Below are 17,063 nucleotides of genomic sequence, written 5' to 3'. Positions count from 1 at the left end.
CGAAGCGTTTCGCTAATCGCGATGGAACATACGCCAGAAAGCGGTGCCGACGCAACCATCTGTCTCCATGCCCTGCACTGGTGCTCGACGTCTTGGGCTCAACGTCCATACACTTCGCCAATGGTGCGATTGCTGCTCGGGCCGATCGTGCGCGCTGCGCATCGAGACCGCGCGGCGGTGTTCGTGGAGACAGACGCGCCGTGTGAGGTGCGGATCGGCCCGCACAGCGCTCGGACGGTCACGCTGCGCGGACACCACTACGCTTTCGTCGCTGTCGAAGGGCTCGGGCCGGCCGCGACATATACGGTCGAGCTCGACGGCAAGCAGGTGTGGCCGGCCGGCGACGGCTTCCCGCCCAGTGTCCTGCGGGCGTTACCGAGTGATCGGCTGCGTCTGGCGTTCGGTTCCTGCCGGACCATCCTGCCCGAGGAGGACGGCGACGCCGATCGGATCGACGCGCTACGTGAGTTCGCGTGGCGGTGCGCGAGCGAGGGCCATGAGGCGCTACCGGATGTGCTCGTGCTGCTGGGCGATCAGGTGTATGCCGACGAGGGCGCGCCGGCGACGCGCAGGTTCATTCGCCGTCGCCGTACCGATGACGGACCCGTCGGGACGCAGACCCATACGTTCGCGGAGTTCGCGGTGCTCTACCGCGAGGCGTGGAGCGATCCCGCGGTGAGGTGGCTACTGTCCTGTGTGCCGACGTTGATGATCTTCGATGATCACGAGATCATCGACAACTGGAACACCTCGGAGCCGTGGCTGGAGGAACACCAGGCGAAGCCGTGGTGGCGCGAACGGGTGACCAACGGCCTGGCCGCGTATTGGATCTACCAGCACCTGGGGAACTTCCTTCCGGAGGAGCGGGACGCCGACGCCGCCTTCGCCGCCCTGCGCCACGGCGACGAAAGCGTGGCTTTCGACATCTTCGACACGCGTGCCACCCACGGCGCACACGGGACGAAAGGCGCTCGATGGAGCTACGCCCGTGAGCTCGGACCGGCACGGCTGGTCATCCTCGATTCCCGGGACGGCCGGGTGCTGGCCGGGGGCCAGCGTCACATGCTCGACGACGACGAGTGGGAGCTGCTGGAGAGCCAGGTGAACGCTCCCGCACCGTATCTGCTGGTCGGTACGTCGCTGCCGGTGCTGCTGCCCTCAGCTGTGCACGGCCTTGAGCAGCTGGTCGCCGCGGCCTGTGCCGGACGATGGGGCCGGGTGGGCGCACGCATCGGCGAGGAAGTCCGGCAGGCCGGTCAGTTCAATCACTGGATCACGTTCCCCGAATCGTTCACCCGCATCCTTCAGCTGCTGCGCACGGCCGGTGATCAGGACCGCGAAGGAGTCATCGTGCTCTCCGGCGACGTGCACTTCTCCTACGACGCGCGGGTCCGATCGTGGCCGGATGGGACTGCTCCCCGCACGCCCACGCATCAGCTCGTGTCCTCGCCGCTCTGCCATGACCTCCACGGCACCTTGATCGGGGGTGTACGTGCCCTCGTGTCGCGACCGGGTGAGTACGTCGGCCGGCTGGCGGCGCGAGCGGCAGGGGCACCACGGACGGCCTTGCAATGGGGCTTCGAGTCCGGCCCGTGGCTCCAGAACGTCATCAGCACGCTCGATCTCGGCCCGGAAGGTGCCAGCGTGCGATTCGAATGCACCCGAACCGGCGGCGCTCCCGGTGAACGGCTGGAAGCGGTGGCAGAGCACCGATTGACCTGAGGGTCTATTCTTCAGATGGAACGTGATCCTCGGTGGCGAGACTACGGCGGTCGGCATGGAGATGATCTCGGCGAAGTCGGCGGCTCGCCGCGCCGCCCGCAGCGATTCGCTCGATCGGCTCGCCCGGGCCGGGTTCGTGGTCTACGGCCTTCTCCATCTGCAGGTGGGCGTGCTCGCGTTCCAGCTCGCCTGGGGAGGCAACGGCCAGGCCGACCAGTCGGGAGCGATGGCCGCGCTCGCGGACAGCGAATTCGGCAAGGCCGTTCTGTGGATCAGTGCCGTGGGTTTTGTTGCCCTGGCCCTGTGGTGCGTCGCCGAGCTCGCCCTGAACTCCCGTGACTCCGACGGGAGCCGGAGCCTCATCACCACGGCGAAGAACGCAGGCAAGGCGGTGGTGTTCGCCGCGCTCGCCTTCCTGGCCCTTCGCTTCGCCGTCGGTGGTGGCGCGGGCGGGTCCGGTAGCGGGCAGCAGGAAGAGAACGCCACGCAGACGCTACTCGGCCTGCCCGGCGGCCGGCTCATCGTCGGAGCTCTGGGCCTGGCGATCGTCGCCGTCGGGGTCTACCACGTCTACAAAGGCCTCACCCGCTCGTTCCTCGACGACCTCCACGCGAACGCCTCGGACGGCGTGAGCGGCACGGCGATCGTCGCACTGGGCGTGGTCGGATTCCCGGCCAAGGGTGTCGCCATCGCACTGGTGGGTGTGCTGTTCATCGTCGCCGCCGTAAAGCACGACTCCGACGACGCCGGCGGCCTGGACGAAGCGCTGAAGTCCCTGCAGGAGCAGCCATCCGGGCCCTGGTTGCTCACGATCATCGCCGTGGGCATCGCCGCGTTCGGCTTCTACTGCTTCGGCCGGGCGGTCTACCAGAAGTAGTGGCTCTGGTGCTTCCGTCCCGCCGCGGGGGCCGTTGTGCTCAGATGATCACCGGAGCCGGGTGCGGCGCTCGTCCGATCCAACACACATCGTTCTTACGCCGGCGGCGAAATCGCCTCCCTGCTTGGCTGAGTCATCGTCTACGGTGAGATGACCTGCCGCAGCTGAGCGGCTGCGTGTAGGCCAGGAGGGAAGACGGCGATGCCAGACCCGGTCACCATCGGTCCACGTGGCCGGAAGCAGCCCGAACGGCCGTTGCTGCGGACACTGCTCGGGGATGTGCTGCGCCGGAATCGCCAAAAGCAAGGGCGGACGCTCGGTGACGTCGCCCGGGCGGCGAAGGTCTCGATGCCGTATCTGTCCGAGGTGGAGCGCGGACGCAAGGAAGCGTCGTCCGAGGTCTTGGCCGCGATCTGTGACGCGCTGCGGCTCGATCTGTCCGACGTGCTGGCCGAGGTCACTCACAATCTGGCCGGTGGCCAGGGGCGCCGTACTGCCGTCATCGAGCTGGGCAGCTTCCGTTCGCGCCGTGCGTCGCCGCCCGCCCGGGGTGTGTCGTCGTCTGCGCACGCTTCGGGCGACGTGCAGTTGCTCGCCGCCTGAAGACGTGCGATCACCACCCGCTGAACTGGTCGGCAGGCGTCGGCGTGCGGCTCGTGATCACTTGATCTGCGAGGCCGTAGTCGACGGCTTCCTGAGCGCCGAACGTCTTGTTCCGGTCGGTGTCAGCCCGGATCTTCTCCGGCGAGTGGCCGGTATGCCGGCTGAGGATCTCGTCCATCTCGGCCCGGACCCGGCTCACCTCCTTGGCCTGGACGGCCAGGTCGGGCAGAGTCCCGCGCGCCTGGCTCGAGGGCTGGTGCAGCATGACCTTCGCGTGCCGGAGTACCGATCGCTTGCCCGGAGCGCCTGCGGCGAGGAGGACCGCCGCCGCGGACGACGCCTGACCCATGCAGAAGGTGGCCACGTCCGGCCGGATGAACTGCATCGTGTCGTAGATCGCGGTCAGGGCGCTGAACGAGCCACCCGGCGAGTTGATGTAGAGCCCGATTTCTAGGTCCGGGCTGGCCGATTCGAGGTGGAGCAGCTGGGCCATCACCACGTTGGCCACGCCGTCGTCGATCTCGGTGCCGAGAAAGACGATGCGTTCGGAGAGGAGGCGGGAGTAGATGTCGTAGGCGCGCTCGCCGGTCGAGGTCTTCTCGACGACTGTGGGAATCGTGTACTGGCTCATCGCTCACAACCCCACCATCTGCGCGGACGCGGTCGGCCGGACGTCGTCGACTCGTTCGACGATGTGATCGACGAAGCCGTAGTCGCGAGCCTCTCCGGCGGTGAACCAGCGATCTCGCTGGCTGTCCCGCTCGATCACCTCCTCCGGCCGGCCGGTGTGTTCCGCGGTCAGCCGGGTCATCAGCGCGCTGGTCCGCTCCAGCTGCTCGGCGTAGATCTCGACATCCGCTGCCGTGCCGCCGAACCCGGCTGAGCCCTGATGCATCAGGACCTGTGCGTGCGGCAGGATGAACCTCTTCCCGGCGGTCCCGGCGCACAGAAGAAACTGGCCCATACTCGCGGCTAGCCCCATCGCCAGCGTGCTGACGTCGTTGGGAATCAGGCGCATCGTGTCGTAGATGGCTAGACCAGCGCTGACCGAGCCACCGGGAGAGTTGATGTAGAGGCTGATGTCGCCGCGGGCGTCCTCGGCTGACAGGAGCAGCATTTGGGCGCACAGTCGGTTCGCCACCTGGTCGTCGACCTCCGTTCCGAGAACGATGATGCGCTGATGGAGGAGACGCGTGGCGAGTTGGTCGTCGAGTGTCCCGGCTGTCCGGGCGGTGTCGGCAGGGGTAACGGGCATGATCTCTCCCCGGATTCGAACCTGGTGGCGCCGCGATCTCGGCGTCACTGTCGATGGTGATGCGCCCGGATGGAGTGATCCAAAAGAATCTGCTCGTAGCAGAGGAGCGGTGGCGGAACGCCGATCAGTCACCTGAAAGCTTGGCGACGACCGGCGCGAAGGCGTCCATGGCCCGGTCCGAGACGACGTAGTAGGAGAATCCGTACTCCTCTCTGCGCTGGCGTATGAGGTCCATGATCCGCTCGGCCGGTCCGATGAACACCGACGGCATCGCGAGCACCTCGTCGGCGGCCAGCGCGTCCCAGCCCCGGGCGTCGGCGAAGCGAGAGGCGGATTCGCGGACATCGTCCGCGATGACGGGGGAGATCATCATGCTCAGTTCGACCTGCTCAGCCCGGTCGCCCGCACCTTCACGGATCCATGCCACCTTCTGAGCCATCGTGTCCGGCCGGCGTTCGGCGACGTCGCCGGAGATCGTGCCGTCCGGCAGCGCCTTGGACAGAACACCGACGATGTCGGCCTCCCGGCCGGCGAGCCGGAGCATGCGCTTGCTGCCGGCGCCGATCATCAGTGGCGGATGCGGACGCTGCACGGGCGCGGGGAACGTGTCGAGTCCGGCGACCGTGTAGTGCTCGCCTGCGTAGTGCGTGGGTGTGGTGCCGAAGAGGCTTTTCAGGAGTTGGATGGACTCTTCGAGGCGGCCCACCCGTTCACCCGCGGCATCGAACGCCATGCCGGCGGACGCGTATTCGTCTCGCAGCCAACCGGCGCCGATGCCCAGCTCGAGCCGCCCGCCGGAGAGCAGGTCCAACGTGGCCGCCTCCTTGGCCAGCATGACCGGATGCCGGTAGTCGTTGGCCAGCACCTGAGTGCCGACGCGCAGCGTGGTGGTGACACTCGCCGCGGCTGTGAGCGCGATCAGCGGGGCGAGTTGATGGCCGAACGGCTCCTCGACGAAGTGATCGCGCAGCAGCAACGTTGAGTATCCGAGGTCCTCGGCTCGGCGGGCACGATCGGTGAGGTCGGCCGGTGTGCGGACGGTCTCGCCGATAACACCGAATCGAAATGGCTGCATGAATCCAGAGCGTGGCATCCCGTGGACGGCGTTCGCTGGCGGGAAACGGACATCACGTTCACCGGCGTCCGCCCCGATGTCGGCCGGCGGGGGATCTGGACGCGACCCCCTTTGCAATGCGCACACATACGCACCGTCTTGCGCGGTCGCGCGCCGCACCCGTCGTGCGGCGAACCGCTCGCCGTCCCCTGCACAGACGTGCCGTTGCGCCTATGTGCGCATTGCAAAGGGAGGTAGCCCAGGAGCCCTCAGGGGCTCCGCGGCTCAGCCCAGCCGGTGGCGGACCCAGACGTTGGGCTCGACGTAGACGGCGTGGTCGTGCTCGACGCTGCAGTGCGCCGGAACCAGCGCCCCTGGTACGACGACGTCTCCGGTGCGATCGAACGGCAGCCCGGTCCACTCCCGCCACTCGGCCAGCGACCCGCCGACCACCATGGAGCGAGGACAGACACGCACGAGCTCGCCGCCGGCCCGTACGTGGACGCGCAGCCACGGGTCCTCGGGGAGCCCGTCATCCCGGGTACGGAAGGCGTACTCGCTCATCGGGGTCTGCGCTTCCTGCGACTTGCCGCTCGGCCGGACCGGTGCGACGAGCTCGGTGAAGCCAAGACGCCGAACGTTCTCACGCATCGCCTGGAGCATGACCGCGGCCAGCCCTTCGCCTCGGCGGTCGAGGCTGATGGCGATCTCCAGGGCGGACACATGCGTCCGCGGCCGGCCCATGCTCCGGTCCAGCGCTGCCCAGCGGATCACGGTGTCCCAGCCACCGTCGGGCAGCGACGACCGCTCGGCGGTGCCGAATTCGAACGGCACGGTGAATGCACGCGCCACCGGGACGTCCGGCTTCGCCGGGTCGAACGCGATCAGAGTGTGCTCCGGATGATCGCGCTCCACGGTCTCGTAGTAGAAGTCGGACACCGGGTCGCGAGTCATGAATGGCGGCCAGACGTCGCTGAGCTTCCACAACATGGGCGCGAGCTCCGGCCGCCGGTCCAAGGACTCGATGACGAGTTCGGCGTTCATGCCCGGATTGTCACACGCCGCTCGCCGGTCAAGAAACGCATGGAAGATTCCATCGGAACCAGGGCGCCGGGTGTCAGTACGCCGCCTTCACTAGGTCTTCGACATGGTCACGGGTGAGGGTGCGGGGATTCGTCGCTGCCGAATGGTCATTGAGCGCACCCTCGACGACCTGTGGGATCGCCTCCCGGGGCAGCCCCATCGCGGACAGCGAGCGCGGAAGTTCAAGAGTCACGTTGAGCTGGTCGAAGTACCCGGCGACGTCGCCGTCGGGCGGCAGCTCCAAGGCATTGCGCAGGGCGTCGTATTTCGCCGGTGCCGCGCTCTCGTTGAACCGCAGGACATGTGGCATGAGCACGGCGTTGAGCATGCCGTGGTGCAATGCAGGCTGGTCCAGGCCACCGGCCGGATGCGAGATGGCATGGATGGCCCCGAGGCCCTTCTGGAAGGTCAGCCCGCCCTGCAACGCCGCCATCATCATCTCCCGGCGCGCGGTGATGTGCTCGGGTTCCGCGACAGCGGTCTCGATATGCGTGACCGCCCGGCGTAGGCCGTCGAGTGCGATGGCCTCAGCGGGCGGATTGTCGCGCGGGCTCAGGTAGGTCTCGACGCAGTGGCTGATCGCGTCGATGCCGGTGGCCGCGGTCAGCAGAGGAGGCAGCCCGTACGTCAGCTCGGGATCGCAGATCGCGCGCTTGGGGATCAGATGCGGTGAGATGAACCCGAGCTTGCGTCCGTCCTGGAGAGTCACCAGGGCCGCACGTCCTACTTCGCTGCCGGTCCCGGCGGTCGTCGGGACCGCGATGACCGGTGCGACGGCTGCGCTGATCAGCGGGATGCCACCCAGCCTCGCCGCGAAACGCTCAAATGGCCCGTCGTGCGTGGCCATGAGCGCGACGGCCTTCGCCAGATCGATTGGCGAGCCGCCGCCGATGGCGATGATCCCGTCCGCCCCGCTGGCTCGGAAGCGCGTGAGTGCGGCTTCCGCGGCCTGCTCGGTCGGATTGGACGGCGTATCGGTGTAGATGTCGGCGATCAGGTCGCGGGCGACGTTGACGAGTGCACGCTCGACCAATCCGGCATGCTCGACGCCGCGGTCGGTGATCACGAAGGCACGGGAGATACCGAGTTCCCGCAGGTCGTCGCCGATCTCGGCGGTAGATCCTTCGCCGAACCGGACCGTCGTCAGGTAATTGATCACCGACACTGTCACTGCGCCTCCTTTTATTCGCGGGCCTTGATCGCGGGCCTGTGAGGGACCGTACTAGGTCGCCAGGTGAAGCCGCCTAGACCGCCAGCGCGGCCACCGCCTCCCGAAGCTGGTCATCAGACAGGTATGGCGCGGGACCGAACCGCAGATAGGGCCCACGGCTGTCGGTGAGCACCCCGCGCGCGGCGAGCGCGTCCTTCCTGTCCTGCGCGTCGGCACAACGCAGCGCCATAAAGCCCGCGAACGCCTCGCGGGTGACGGACCGGTCACGGGTGATCACGTCCTCCGGAAAGCCGAGCTCATCGAAGGCGTGCATGAGCACGCCGACCTGATGCCTGGATACCTCGTGCAGGAGGGTGGGTGTCAGCCCCAGCTCGTCGTGGGAACGAAAGACGCGGGCAGCACGGTAATGGCTGGTGGGGTCGTAAGTTGAGCCGGCGAACCGTCCGGCGCCGGTTGGATACGACACTCGCCGAGGGTCTGGCTCGTCGGCCAGCTCGCCGAATTCGGCGTACCACCCCGTCACCACGGGCCGGAACCGATCGGCGTGCTGCGGAATCCGCAGGAAACAGTTGCCTTCGCCGAGCTGCAAGTATTTGTAGCCGCCGCCGACCACCCAGGCATCGGACAACCCCATGGCCGGGAGCGAGACGGGAACGACGCCCAGCGCGTGGTAGGCGTCCACGAGCAGTTCAACGTCGTCGTCTGCGCATGCCGTGGCGAGTTCGTCCAGTCCCGGCACGATACGGGAGGTCTCGAAGAGCACCATCGACACCAGGACAGCGCTGGTGCCCGCGTCCACCTCCTCGGCGAGGCGGGCGGCGAGCGTGCCGACCGGTTCCGCCGCGATCCGCACCACCTCGATGTCCTCTTCGCCGAGCCGCGCAAGCTGACGGCGCACCGAGTGGAACTCGCCGTCGGTGGTCACCAGTCGTGGACGGCGGCGCAGGTCGAGAGCAGAAAGGAAGCGCACTACAAGCTCGTGCGTGCTCGCGCCGAGCGCTATCTCCGCACCCGGGTCGCCGAGCCACGTCCGGAAACCAGCGGCTACCTCCTCCGCCTTGGCCGCCGCGCGGTCCCACTTGGCGTCGACATGGCGGGCGGCATCGTCGAGCGCTTCCAGCTGTCCCTCCACGGCAACATCCGGCCAGGCCTGATGCGAGTGCCCGGTGAGGAGCAACCGCTCCGAGACGCGGAAACGAGAGTAATGGGACGCCAGAGCGTTGGGACTGGAGCGCAGCTGGTCCAGGGCGATCACAGCCGGCTCCGGACACGCCACAGGTCGGGGAAGGCCTCGCTGGCGACGGTGGTCCGCAGGTAGGCCGCCCCGGACGAGCCACCTGTCCCCGTCTTGTCACCGATGGTGCGTTGCACCATCTTGACGTGCCGGTACCGCCACTCCTGCACGCCCTCGTCCAGGTCGACCAGGTGCTCGCAGACGGTGGCCGGTCCGGCATCGTCGCGGTAGACCTGAAGAAGCAGCTCCTGAACAGCGGTGGACGGTTCCACAGGCATGCTCACGTCGCGTTCCGCGGCCTCCGGAGGGATCGTGTATCCGTGCTGGGCAAGGTAGCGCAGGAACGCGTCGAACAGTGCCGGCTCGCCCATCCGCCCCTCGATACGCCGGCGTTCCGGCGTGTCCTCGGGATAGTGCTGAAAGACGCGGGGGTCGCGGCGGCCCAGGATCGCCTCGAGTTCGCGGAACTGCGCGGACTGGAAACCGCTGGAGGCCGCGAGCCGGTCCCGGAAGCTGGTGAACTGGCTCGGTGTCATGGTCTCCAGCACGTCGATCTGGGCCACCACGACCTTGAGAATGGTGAGCACTCGCCGCAGGGTCCGCACCGCATGCGCGGTGGCGCCGGCCTCCAGCTCCTCCCGCAGGCGATCGAGCTCGTGCAACATCTGCTTGAACCAGAGTTCGTACACCTGATGGATGACGATGAACAGCATCTCGTCGTGCTCGTCCGAGCGCGGATGCTGGGCGTTGAGAACGTCGTCCAGCGCCAGGTACGACGCGTAGGTCACGGAAGCATGCGGTTCGGTCATAGCGTGTTCACCACCTCATTCTCGCGGGCGCCCCTGGCGGAAGGATTCGCCATGCACATACCAGCCCGATGATGTCACGCGGGCTGGTTCGCGGTGGGCACCGCACCCGGGCGTACACTGCCGTGGCCTTGGCAATGGGCGAGCCGCCTGGGCGTCCGGGTCGGCCCGACGTGAACGGAGACGCGCGTTGATCATCTGTCGAACATGTGCGGTCGAGTACGACGAGCCGGCTCCCGAGGTCTGTCCCATCTGTGCCGACGAGCGCCAGTATGTCCCGGCGGGTGGGCAGGTGTGGACCAACATCGACGAGCTGCGTGGCGAGGGCATCGCGGTCACCGTGAAGGAACGGACGCCCTCGTTGTGGGGGCTGCGCGCGCCCGGTGTCGGCATCGGGCAGCAGATGCTCATGTTGCGCACGCCCCAGGGCAGTCTCCTCTGGGACCCGGTCGGCTACCTCGACGACGGCGCGGTGACCTGGTTGCGTGCGCAAGGTCCGATTCTCGCGATCGCGGCGAGCCATCCGCACATGTACGGCGTTCAGGTTGAGTGGTCGCGGGCGCTCGGTGGTGTCCCGATCCTCGTCAACGAGGCGGATGCGGCCTGGCTGGGGCGCCGCGACGATGCGGTCACGTTGTGGTCGGGCCGCCACGAGGTGACTGGCGGGCTGGTGCTGCATCAGGTGGGCGGCCATTTCCCGGGAAGCGCGGTGGCGCATTGGTCCGGTGACGGTGGCGTTCTGCTGGCCGGTGACACCATCATGGTCAACCCCGATCGTGTGACCACCAGCTTCCAGCGCAGCTACCCCAACCGGCTGCCGTTGTCGGCCGGCGTCGTCGCTCGCATCGCCGCGCAGGTCGAGCCGCTGCGCTACGAGCAGATCTGGAGCAATTTCGACAACGCGATCCTGGCCGGCGCAGACGAGGCCGTTCAGCGCTCGGCAGAGCGTCACGTCGCCTGGGTGCGCGGTGACTTCGACCACCTCACCTGAGCGCCATTAGGGTTGGCTAGGTGACTGCCACCAATTCGATCATCATCGACCTGCTCGAACTGCACAGCTGGACGGTCTTCGACGTCGACGCGGCCGGCCGGGTGCTGGCCGGTTCCGATGCCAGCGGCTCTATGCAACTGGTCGAAATCGAGCCGGATGGCCGGCACCGCCAGCTGACCTCCCTTCCGGGCAAGTGCTCGGGCAGGTACATGGTGGGCCGGCGCGCGGTGGTCGTGGAACACGATACGGACGGCAACGAACGGGCCCAGCTCTCGCTGCTCGACCTGGATCAGCCGCAATATCGCACCCCAGCTGGGCTGGGTGAGCTGACACCCCTGGTGCACGATCCCGCCTATATCCACTCCCTGGTCGATGTCCAGCCCGGCAGGGTGGTGTACAGCACCAACCGGCGCAACGGGGTCGACTTCGACGTCGTGGTCCACGACCTGAGCGATGGAGCCGAGCAGGTGGTGTACGACGCCGGCGGATACGTCGCCGGCGTCCACGTCGACGGGGACACGGCAGCGGTGACGCTGTACTCGTCGATGCCCGCCTCCACCCAGGTACTGCTGGCACGAGACCGCAAGATCACCGAACTGACGGCCGCGGACGATCACGCCTGGCACACCTCGGCGCACGTGGTCCCCGGTACCGGCTCGGTCATCATGTCCTCTAACCACGGACGTGACTTTCGCTCGGTGGTCCGGGTCGACGGCCCCGGCGAGTGGACCCCGCTGGTCGAGTCCGACGAGCACGACCTCGCCGTGTTGCCCTCGCCGGACGCATCCCGGTTGCTGATCGTGCGGCATGCCGACGGAAGCGACGAGCTGGCAATCCACGGCCCCGACGGGGCGTGGATCACCGACGTCGGCCTTCCGGGCCGCGGTGTGGCCACGGCGGTATGGTCCCCGGACTCCGCCGTGCTCGCCGTCGGCCTGAACACGCCCACCAGCCCGGGGGACATCTTCCTGGTCGACGGGGTCGACGGACGTGTGCGCACGCTGGTGGACGGCACCGAACAGATGGGCCCGGAACTGAAGCAACAGCTGACCGAACCGGTCAGCGTGCGCATACCCACCCGTGACGGCGAGGCAATTCCGTGCTTCATGTACACGCCGCCGGCGGCGTCTGGGCTCGAGGGCTCCGTGGTGGTGAACATCCACGGTGGACCGGAGGCGGAGGCGCAGCGTCTGTTCAGTCCGGTCAACCAAGCCATGGCGGCCGCCGGCCACATCGTCCTGGTTCCCAACGTGCGCGGCTCCACCGGATACGGCAAGCGCTGGTACTCGCTCGACGACGTCCGCTTGCGCCTGGAGTCCGTGCGGGATCTGGTCGACATCCGGGCGTGGGTTCCGGAGGTGGGCGGTGATCCGGACCGGGTGGCCCTTTACGGTGGGAGTTACGGCGGCTACATGGTCTTGGCCGGGCTGGCTATGCATCCTGGCCTCTGGGCAGCGGGCGCGGAACTCGTGGGCATGTCGTCGCTGGTCACTTTCTTGGAGAACACGTCCGACTACCGCCGCGCCATGCGGGAGCGGGAGTACGGCAGTCTCGAGCACGACCACGAGTTCCTCGTGCAGGCGTCTCCGCTCACATACCTGCACGCCATGGACACACCCCTGTTCGTGATTCACGGGGCGAACGATCCGCGGGTTCCGCTGAGTGAGTCCGAGCAGATCAAGGAGGCGCTGGACGCCAAAGGGGTTCCGTGCGTCCTGCGCGTGTATCAGGACGAAGGACACGGGCTCGCCAAGCGGGCCAACCGGCTCGATGCGTACCCGGCCGCGCTGGAGTTCCTGGCCGAGCACCTGCGACGCTGAAGGAAGGCGGACCCGATGAAGATCGTGAGCTTCGTTCCGGAGCCGGGCCAGTACGCGTTCACGTTCGGCGGCGCCGACCCTGTGCTGCGGGTGAAGCCCGGAACCGCCTTGTCCCTGTGGACCGAAGACGCGTTCTGCGGCCGCCTGCTCAGCACGTCGGACCACGCGAGCACAAGCCTCCGCCCGGACGAGCTGAACCCGCAGACCGGGCCGTTCTATGTCGACGGCGCGGAGCCTGGGGACACGCTGGCCCTGCATCTGGTAGACCTCACGCCCGCTCGTCGGTGGGGTGTCTCCAGCCTGGTGCCGTTCTTCGGTGGGCTGACCAGCACGCCGCAGACGCCGACCTTGCAGGAGCCGCTACCGGAACGGACGTGGGTGTACGAGTACGACGCGGTGGCCGGAACCGTGGGATTCGAGGCTCAGGGGAGCGACTTCCGGGTCGCACTGCCGGCGAACCCGATGCTCGGCACGGTCGGAGTGGCGCCGGCTCAGCGGGAGGTCCGCACGTCCTTGGTGCCGTCGGCCTTCGGCGGGAACATGGACACCCCGGAGATGCGGGCGGGCGTCACCTGCTTCCTGCGGGTGAACGCCGACGGAGCCCTGTTCTCGGTCGGAGACGGCCACTACCGGCAGGGTGAGGGCGAGGCCTGCGGCACGGCCGTCGAAGGCGCGATGAACGTGACCGTCATCGTCGAGCTGATCAAGGGTGGAGGGCCCCAATGGCCCCGCATCGTCAGCGACGAGCATCTGATGGTGGTCGGTTCGGCTCGTCCCCTGGAAGACGCGTGGCGGGCCGGGCAGGCGGACATGATCGGCTGGCTCGGCGAGCTGTACGGCCTCGACCAGCTCGACGCATACCAGTTGCTCAGCCAGGTCAGCCTGGCGCCTATCGCCAACGTCGTCGACACCAACTACAGCGCGGTGACGAAGGTCAGCCGCACGCTGCTCCCGCCGGCCGAGCCCTATCAGGGAATGCACCGGGCGTTGCGGCGTGCGGCCGACGTTATGGGCACCATCACCTACTGAGGTCGGAATCCGGCCGGTGTCAGCGCTCTCCGTTGTAGGCGGCGGTGAGCTCCGCGACATCGATCTTGACCATCTGCAGCATGGCGCCCATGACCCGCTGCGCCTTCTCCGGGTCCGGGTCGCTGAGGTAGCGGTTCAGCGCCACGGGGATGACCTGCCAGGACACCCCGAACCGGTCCTTGAGCCAGCCACACTGCGTCGGAGTTCCGCCACCGGCCAGCAAGGCATCCCAGTAGCGATCCACCTCCTCCTGGTCCTCGCACGTGATGAAGAACGACACAGCGTCGTTGAACGGATCATGCGGCCCAGCGTTGAGCGCCATGAACTGCTGGCCGGCCAGCTGGAACGTGGCCGACTGGAGAACGCCCGCCGGGAACGGTCCGCCCTCGCCGTATCGGGTGACCGAGACGATGCGGGCGTCGTCGAAGAGTGCGGTGTAGAAGTTCACAGCTTCCTCGGCATTGTCCTCGAACCACAGGAACGGGGTGATCTTCTGCGACATGGTGGATCTCCTTTGCGTCGTGACGCCGGTTCCGTCAGAAGCACTCTGCTTCCCTTCCGGCGTCTTCGCTCATAGATCGGAGCCGGCTGGCCGTTCTTGCCGTCCCGGCCGGAGTTTCTTCGCTGCAATCGTGAAACAGCGCGCGCGCTCGAGGCGTCTACGGTGTGAGGAAGGCGTACGGAGATCTGGTGAGTGGCAGCGTAGAGAGCTTCCGGGAGTTCGCTGCCGCGCGTAGCGGATCTCAGGAGACGCGAGGCAAGGTCGCCCGGAAGAGCGGCTCCGAAGCGGTAAGGGGTGAGCTTGTTATCGGTCCCGAAGACTCGTTATGGTGACGTGTCTTTGTTGACGTTTCGAGAGGACAACCCTTGCGCCGCGCTGATTATACCACTTTAGAGGCCGCTGATAACCCAGCTGCATTTAGTGAGGCGGAAATCACGGCTGAACAGGGTTATGTGTCCGCCCTCTTTGAGCGGCTCGATGCTTTGCGGGACCACGCTGAAGGGACATTGGCGCAGGCAGTGAAGCCAGCACAGGTGAGGACTCATCAAGGACAGCTGGAGCGGGATGCCGCCGTGCGGCACTATTCCGAACGAGCCGCGCGGTTATCGGCAGCGGAACACGGGCTGGTTTTCGGACGGCTGGACTCCGACGATCAAGAGCCTTTTTATATCGGCCGAATTGGCCTTTATGACGAAGAATACGATCCTCTTCTGATCGACTGGCGCGCCCCCGCCGCCACGCGGTTCTATCGGGCTACGCCCATGGACCGGCTTGGTGTGCGACGCCGGCGGCATATCCACCTGAAGGGCAGGCGAGTCGCCCGTCTCGACGACGACGTGCTGGCCCTTGATGATCTCGACGACGCCGAGCGTCGGCACCTGGCCGGCGAGGGCGCGCTGCTCGCGTCGTTGAACTCGGCGCGCACCGGCCGGATGGCTGACATCGTGGCCACCATCCAGGCCGAACAGGACACGGTGATCCGGTCCGACGCCGACGGTGTGCTCGTCGTGGACGGAGGCCCGGGCACCGGCAAGACCGTGGTCGCGCTGCATCGCGCCGCCTACCTGTTGTACACGCATCGGGAACGGCTCAGCGGCAGCGGCGTCCTTGTGGTCGGTCCCAATGCCACGTTTGTGCGCTACATCGATCAGGTCCTGCCCGGTCTCGGCGAGACCGATGTGGTCTTGGCCTCGATAGGCGAGCTGTATCCCGGCCTGTCCACGGTGCGGGCCGACCCGGCCGACGCGGCGATCGTGAAGGGCAGCCTCCGGATGGCCACCGTGCTCGAGCACGCGGTCGCCACGAGACAGCGCGCCCCGATCGGTGGCATGACCATCGTGACAGACCGGGACGAGTACGTCCTGGACGATCAGACCTGCCGTCGCATCCGGGACAGCGCCCGGGAGCGTGCGGCGCGTAATCGCCAGCCACACAACCGGATGCGCCGCTACGTCGTCCGGGACGTCCTGGACGAGCTGATGCGGCAGGCATTGCAGAAGCTTGACGCCGTGCTGGAGGGAGTGGACGTGCCCGAGATGGACGAAGACGAGGTCGATCAGGACCTCGCCTCGCTCGTCGACCACGACGCGCTCCGGCAGGAGTTGCTGTCCTCCAGCGCGGTCCAGGAGGCGTTCGACATTCTGTGGCCCGAGCTGGAACCCGAGCTGCTGCTCGCCGACATCCTGACCGATCCGCATCTGCGAGCCGACGTCGCGCCGCAGCTCAGTGCGGCGGAGCGGGATGCCTTGCAACGGTCCGACGGTGTGGCCGGGGATCACTGGACGGCGTCGGACGTGCCACTGCTGGACGAGATCGCCTCGCTGGTCGGTCCGCTCGACGCCGCCCTCGAACAGGCCGCCGGCCAGCACGCGCGGGCGGAATCGGCGCGCGCGCAGGCCACGGAGCAACAGCGCCAGATCGTGGCGGATGCCTATGACGTGGCGATGGACATGGCGATCGATGAGGAGGTCGCGATGCCCGTCGACGCTTCCGTGGTGCTGGCCCGCTACCACGACGTCGACGCGTCGGCGCCCCTCGCCGAACGAGCACTGCGCCACCGTGACTGGGCGTACGGGCACGTGATCGTCGACGAGGCGCAAGAGCTCTCGCCCATGGCGTGGCGGATGCTCGCCCGCAAGTGCCCGACCCTGTCGATGACCGTGGTCGGGGACATCGCGCAGACCGGTTCGGCGGATGGAGCCAGCTCGTGGGCGCGTGCTCTCGGGGACGTCGTCGGCGGAAAGTGGCGGCAGGCGCGGCTCACCGTGAACTACCGGTCCACCCAGCCGATCATGGCCGTGGCCGGGGATGTGCTCGCGGCCAGTGGCGCCGACGAGGAGGCCCCTCGGGCGGTACGTGAGGACGGCGCGCCTCCGTGGTCCATCCGGGTGGTCGAGGAGGACCTCCACGATGTGCTCGCCGAGACCGTCCACCGGGAGCGCACGGCGCTCGGAGCCGGAACCCTCGCGGTGATCCTGCCCCTTCCTCGGCTGGACGGATGTGTGGCCGCGTTGAGAACGCGTGAGCCGGGTGTCAGAACCGCTGACGACCAGGACGTACTCGATGCGCCGGTGGCAGTGCTCACGCCTGAGCAAGCCAAGGGCCTGGAGTTCGATGCCACGGTCGTGGTAGCGCCGGACGAGATCGTTGCCGCTTCCCGACGTGGTTTCGCCGACCTCTACGTGGCCGTCACTCGCCCCACCGGGCGGCTGGGCATCCTGCACACCGCGCCGTTGCCGGCGTGGTGGTCCCGAGGCGACATCCGATCCCGAGCAACAGCGGCCGCAGCAGGGGCCATGGGCTGTCCTTAAGGAACCATCGAGAGCTGTGCAGCGGCGGAGCGCGTCACGCAGTTCTTTACCGCGCCGCCCGAGATGTCCGCGAGCTGACGCCGCATACGTTCAGGCTGGGCTTCCC

General features: G+C 67.5%; 15 protein-coding genes. 7 read left to right on the top strand and 8 right to left on the bottom strand.

The window, feature by feature from the left end:
- Window positions 1-120: 120 nt before the first annotated feature.
- From G1H11_RS04710 to G1H11_RS04700, 3 genes are all read left to right on the top strand, one after another.
- Window positions 121-1,722, top strand: a complete 1,602-nt coding sequence (locus G1H11_RS04710; RefSeq protein ID WP_163816516.1) for an alkaline phosphatase D family protein — start codon at window positions 121-123, stop codon at window positions 1,720-1,722.
- 22 nt (window positions 1,723-1,744) lie between these two features.
- Window positions 1,745-2,599 (top strand): DUF1206 domain-containing protein, encoded by an 855-nt coding sequence (locus G1H11_RS04705; protein ID WP_216843451.1) that lies wholly within the window; start codon window positions 1,745-1,747, stop codon window positions 2,597-2,599.
- A gap of 201 nt (window positions 2,600-2,800) precedes the next feature.
- Window positions 2,801-3,202, top strand: coding sequence for a helix-turn-helix domain-containing protein (locus G1H11_RS04700; RefSeq protein ID WP_163816514.1), 402 nt, complete (start codon window positions 2,801-2,803; stop codon window positions 3,200-3,202).
- 10 nt (window positions 3,203-3,212) lie between these two features.
- Here the strand turns inward: G1H11_RS04700 and G1H11_RS04695 are convergent, their stop codons facing one another.
- From G1H11_RS04695 to G1H11_RS04665, 7 genes are all read right to left on the bottom strand, one after another.
- On the bottom strand, window positions 3,213-3,833 hold the full coding sequence (locus tag G1H11_RS04695) for a ClpP family protease (protein ID WP_163816512.1): 621 nt from the start codon (window positions 3,831-3,833) through the stop codon (window positions 3,213-3,215).
- Between the two features lie 3 nt (window positions 3,834-3,836).
- Window positions 3,837-4,457, bottom strand: coding sequence for a ClpP family protease (locus G1H11_RS04690; protein ID WP_163816510.1), 621 nt, complete (start codon window positions 4,455-4,457; stop codon window positions 3,837-3,839).
- A 124-nt stretch (window positions 4,458-4,581) separates the two neighbouring features.
- On the bottom strand, window positions 4,582-5,532 hold the full coding sequence (locus G1H11_RS04685) for a TIGR03621 family F420-dependent LLM class oxidoreductase (protein ID WP_163816508.1): 951 nt from the start codon (window positions 5,530-5,532) through the stop codon (window positions 4,582-4,584).
- Window positions 5,533-5,796: 264 nt separating this feature from the next.
- On the bottom strand, window positions 5,797-6,555 hold the full coding sequence (locus tag G1H11_RS04680; RefSeq protein ID WP_163816506.1) for an N-acetyltransferase: 759 nt from the start codon (window positions 6,553-6,555) through the stop codon (window positions 5,797-5,799).
- Between the two features lie 73 nt (window positions 6,556-6,628).
- Window positions 6,629-7,765, bottom strand: a complete 1,137-nt coding sequence (locus G1H11_RS04675; protein ID WP_216843450.1) for an iron-containing alcohol dehydrogenase — start codon at window positions 7,763-7,765, stop codon at window positions 6,629-6,631.
- Window positions 7,766-7,838: 73 nt separating this feature from the next.
- Window positions 7,839-9,020 carry an aminotransferase class V-fold PLP-dependent enzyme gene (locus G1H11_RS04670; RefSeq protein ID WP_163816505.1) on the bottom strand — a complete coding sequence of 394 codons (1,182 nt, stop codon included), beginning with the start codon at window positions 9,018-9,020 and terminating at the stop codon, window positions 7,839-7,841.
- Window positions 9,017-9,808: a tryptophan 2,3-dioxygenase gene (locus G1H11_RS04665; protein WP_163816503.1), complete on the bottom strand. Its 792-nt coding sequence runs from the start codon at window positions 9,806-9,808 to the stop codon at window positions 9,017-9,019. Before G1H11_RS04665 ends, G1H11_RS04670 begins: the two co-directional genes overlap by 4 nt.
- Before the next feature lie 187 nt (window positions 9,809-9,995).
- Between G1H11_RS04665 and G1H11_RS04660 the strand changes: the two genes are divergently transcribed.
- From G1H11_RS04660 to G1H11_RS04650, 3 genes are read left to right on the top strand one after another with little or no spacing between them, the layout of a single operon-like run.
- Window positions 9,996-10,796, top strand: a complete 801-nt coding sequence (locus tag G1H11_RS04660) for a hydrolase (RefSeq protein ID WP_163816502.1) — start codon at window positions 9,996-9,998, stop codon at window positions 10,794-10,796.
- Between the two features lie 20 nt (window positions 10,797-10,816).
- Window positions 10,817-12,616, top strand: a complete 1,800-nt coding sequence (locus G1H11_RS26865) for a S9 family peptidase (protein WP_216843449.1) — start codon at window positions 10,817-10,819, stop codon at window positions 12,614-12,616.
- Window positions 12,617-12,631: 15 nt separating this feature from the next.
- Window positions 12,632-13,645: an acetamidase/formamidase family protein gene (locus G1H11_RS04650; RefSeq protein WP_163816499.1), complete on the top strand. Its 1,014-nt coding sequence runs from the start codon at window positions 12,632-12,634 to the stop codon at window positions 13,643-13,645.
- A gap of 19 nt (window positions 13,646-13,664) precedes the next feature.
- Here the strand turns inward: G1H11_RS04650 and G1H11_RS04645 are convergent, their stop codons facing one another.
- Window positions 13,665-14,147, bottom strand: coding sequence for a VOC family protein (locus tag G1H11_RS04645; RefSeq protein ID WP_163816498.1), 483 nt, complete (start codon window positions 14,145-14,147; stop codon window positions 13,665-13,667).
- Window positions 14,148-14,680: 533 nt separating this feature from the next.
- On the opposite strand from G1H11_RS04645, the gene G1H11_RS04640 reads away from it, so the two are divergent.
- Window positions 14,681-16,957 carry a HelD family protein gene (locus G1H11_RS04640; RefSeq protein WP_216843448.1) on the top strand — a complete coding sequence of 759 codons (2,277 nt, stop codon included), beginning with the start codon at window positions 14,681-14,683 and terminating at the stop codon, window positions 16,955-16,957.
- Window positions 16,958-17,063 lie beyond the last annotated feature (106 nt).

Source organism: Phytoactinopolyspora alkaliphila, from assembly GCF_010550695.1.
Classification (GTDB): domain Bacteria; phylum Actinomycetota; class Actinomycetes; order Jiangellales; family Jiangellaceae; genus Phytoactinopolyspora; species Phytoactinopolyspora alkaliphila.
Note: the sequence above shows the minus strand (reverse complement) of the source record. Positions and strands in the feature narration are given on the sequence as shown.

Coding starts and splice junctions, on each gene's coding strand:
- G1H11_RS04710 (WP_163816516.1), top strand. CDS start 121: ATGGTGCGATTGCTGCTCGGGCCGATCGTGCGCGCTGCGCATCGAGAC.
- G1H11_RS04700 (WP_163816514.1), top strand. CDS start 2,801: ATGCCAGACCCGGTCACCATCGGTCCACGTGGCCGGAAGCAGCCCGAA.
- G1H11_RS04695 (WP_163816512.1), bottom strand. CDS start 3,833: ATGAGCCAGTACACGATTCCCACAGTCGTCGAGAAGACCTCGACCGGC.
- G1H11_RS04690 (WP_163816510.1), bottom strand. CDS start 4,457: ATGCCCGTTACCCCTGCCGACACCGCCCGGACAGCCGGGACACTCGAC.
- G1H11_RS04685 (WP_163816508.1), bottom strand. CDS start 5,532: ATGCAGCCATTTCGATTCGGTGTTATCGGCGAGACCGTCCGCACACCG.
- G1H11_RS04680 (WP_163816506.1), bottom strand. CDS start 6,555: ATGAACGCCGAACTCGTCATCGAGTCCTTGGACCGGCGGCCGGAGCTC.
- G1H11_RS04665 (WP_163816503.1), bottom strand. CDS start 9,808: ATGACCGAACCGCATGCTTCCGTGACCTACGCGTCGTACCTGGCGCTG.
- G1H11_RS04650 (WP_163816499.1), top strand. CDS start 12,632: ATGAAGATCGTGAGCTTCGTTCCGGAGCCGGGCCAGTACGCGTTCACG.
- G1H11_RS04645 (WP_163816498.1), bottom strand. CDS start 14,147: ATGTCGCAGAAGATCACCCCGTTCCTGTGGTTCGAGGACAATGCCGAG.